This window comes from Allorhizocola rhizosphaerae (assembly GCF_003426775.1).
Taxonomy (GTDB): Bacteria; Actinomycetota; Actinomycetes; order Mycobacteriales; family Micromonosporaceae; genus Allorhizocola; species Allorhizocola rhizosphaerae.
In genome coordinates, this window is sequence record NZ_QJUG01000441.1 from 1 (window position 1) to 2,352 (window position 2,352).

Genomic DNA, 2,352 nt, shown 5'->3' on the forward strand with positions numbered 1-2,352 from the left:
CCGCGGCGGTGTCTCCACCGCACCGCCGCGGCCCCGCCGAGGCCGTACCGGCACCAACGCGCGCATCATCGGCGCGACCACCGCGCCCGGCCGGCGCAGCGCTGCACCGTCGAAGCGCAGCGGCACGACCTGCGGCCGGTCGTCGTGCAGCGCACGGTCGAACAGCGCCAGCCCCGATTCGTGTGCCAGCGGCAGCACGCCGGCCCTGGCCATGCGGGCCAGATCGGCGTCGCCGAGCGCCTCGGCCATCCCGCCGGACTGTTCCCACAAACCCCAGCACAGCGACGTCGCGGGCAGACCTTCCCGGTGACGCTCCGCGGCCAGCGCGTCCAAGAACGTGTTGGCGGCTGCGTATCCCGCCTGCCCGGCGGCGCCGATGAGCCCGGAAACCGACGAATACAGCACGAACCGCGCGACGCCGCGGTCACGGGTGAGCTCATGCAGATGCCAGGCGGCGTCAATCTTGGCTCGCAGCACCTTTTCCAGCCGCTGCGGGGTGAGGCCGGTGAGCACGCCGTCGTCGAGCACACCTGCGGCGTGCACAACCGCGGTCAGCGGTCTCGCCTCCGGGATGCCGGCCAGCACCCGCGCGAGCGCGTCACGATCGGCGGTGTCGCACGCGACAATGTCGACAGTGGCGCCGCAGGCGGCGAGGTCTTCGGTGAGCTCGGCAGCGCCGGGGGCATCCGGTCCGCGCCGGCTCAGCAGCAGCAGATGCCGTACTCCATGCTTGCCCGCCAGGTGCCGGGCCAGAAGACCGCCGAGGGCTCCGGTCCCACCGGTGATCAGCACGGTGCCGTCCGGATCGAGGGCGTCCGCCGTGGCGGGGCCCGGTTCGGCGCGCACCAGCCGCGGCGCCGACACGACGCCCCGCGTCAGCACCAGTTCGCTCTCGCCGGTGGCCAACGCCTGCGGCAGCCGCGACCGGGATTCCTCCGTGTCATCCGTGACGACCAACCCGAACCGGCCTGGATGCTCGGTAATGGCGGTGCGGATCAGGCCGCGGATCGCGGACAACCGCAGCGAATCGGCATCGTCGAGCGACACCACGAGCCGGGAGTCGCCCGACCGTGAATCGGCCAGCCACTGCTGCGCGACCGCGAGCATGCGCTCGGCGGCGGCCTGCGCCGCGGTGGCGGGGTCGGCGTCCCCTTCGGCGCGCGCCCGGTACAGCACGGTGTCAGCGGTCAGGTCTGGGTCGGCGAGATACGCGTCCCAGTCGACGATTGCCGTCGTGGCAGCCGGGTCGGTGGCAACCTCGATCGGCGCAACGGCATACACCGCACCCTCCGCGGGGTCGGCCTCGCGCAGGGCGCCGCTGGTGACGGGCCGCCAGCGCAGTTCCTCGACGGTGGCGACGGGCAGGCCGTGCGCGTCGGTGACGTCCAGGCGCACCGTTTCGTCACCGGTCCAGGTGTATCCGACCCGCAGCGCGGTGACGCCGGTGGCGTGCACCCGCACGCCCCGGAACGCGAACGGCAAAGCGGGCGGCCGATCGTCGCCGGCCACCCCCGGCAGCAGCGCATGCAGCGCGGCGTCGAGCAACGCGGGATGCATGGTGAACCCGTTGGGGTCCAAGGACTCCAGCAGCGCGATCTCGGCGTGCACGTCGTCGCCGCGTCGCCAGACCCGCCGCAGGCCCTGGAACGCCTCGCCGTAGTCGTATCCGTGCTCGGCGAGGCGGCCGTAAACCTCGTCGAGGTCGAGCTCCACGGCACCGTCCGGCGGCCAGGCAGCCTCGGCCGGTGGCGCCGGACCGTCCGCAGTCGTCAGCACGCCTTCGGCGTGACGAGTCCAGGGCCCGTCCGTGTCGGGCCGGGCGTAGACGGCGAACTCGCGGCGTTCGTCGCCGAGTTGGCCGGCGACCGTGAGCTGCAACTGCACCGAGCCGTGCGCGGGCAGCACCAGCGGCGTGGCCAGTGTGAGCTCTTGCACCACCGGGCAGCCGGCCTGCTCCCCCGCCCACAGCGCCAGCTCGGCATATGCGGTACCCGGCAGGAGCACGGTGTCCTGAATGACGTGATCGGCCAGCCAGCCGTGAGTCTGCAGGGACAGCCGGCCGGTGGCGACAAGCCCATCACCGGCGGCCAAATCCACACTGGCGCCCAGCAGCGGATGTCCGGCGGGCCCGAGCCCCGCAGCGGCCAGGCCCATGCCCGCCCGCGTATCGGTGTGCCAGAAGTGGCGGCGCTGGAAGGCGTATGTGGGCAGCGGCACGTGCCGACCCGCACCCTGCAACGTGGCAGCCCAATCCACATCATGCCCACGCACGAACACCGCACCCAACGCCGTCAACAACTCCCGCGGCTCATCCCGGTCACGCCGCAAAGCAGCCACCGCCGCCACGTTGTC

The 2,352-nt window shown here is 72.8% G+C and carries 1 protein-coding gene; it reads right to left on the reverse strand.

What is annotated here, in order from left to right; all coding sequences use genetic code 11:
* Nucleotides 1-2,337, reverse strand: a 2,337-nt coding sequence (locus DM816_RS41555) for a type I polyketide synthase (protein ID WP_162908417.1), incomplete at its 3' end; no start/stop codon positions are given.
* Nucleotides 2,338-2,352: the final 15 nt, after the last annotated feature.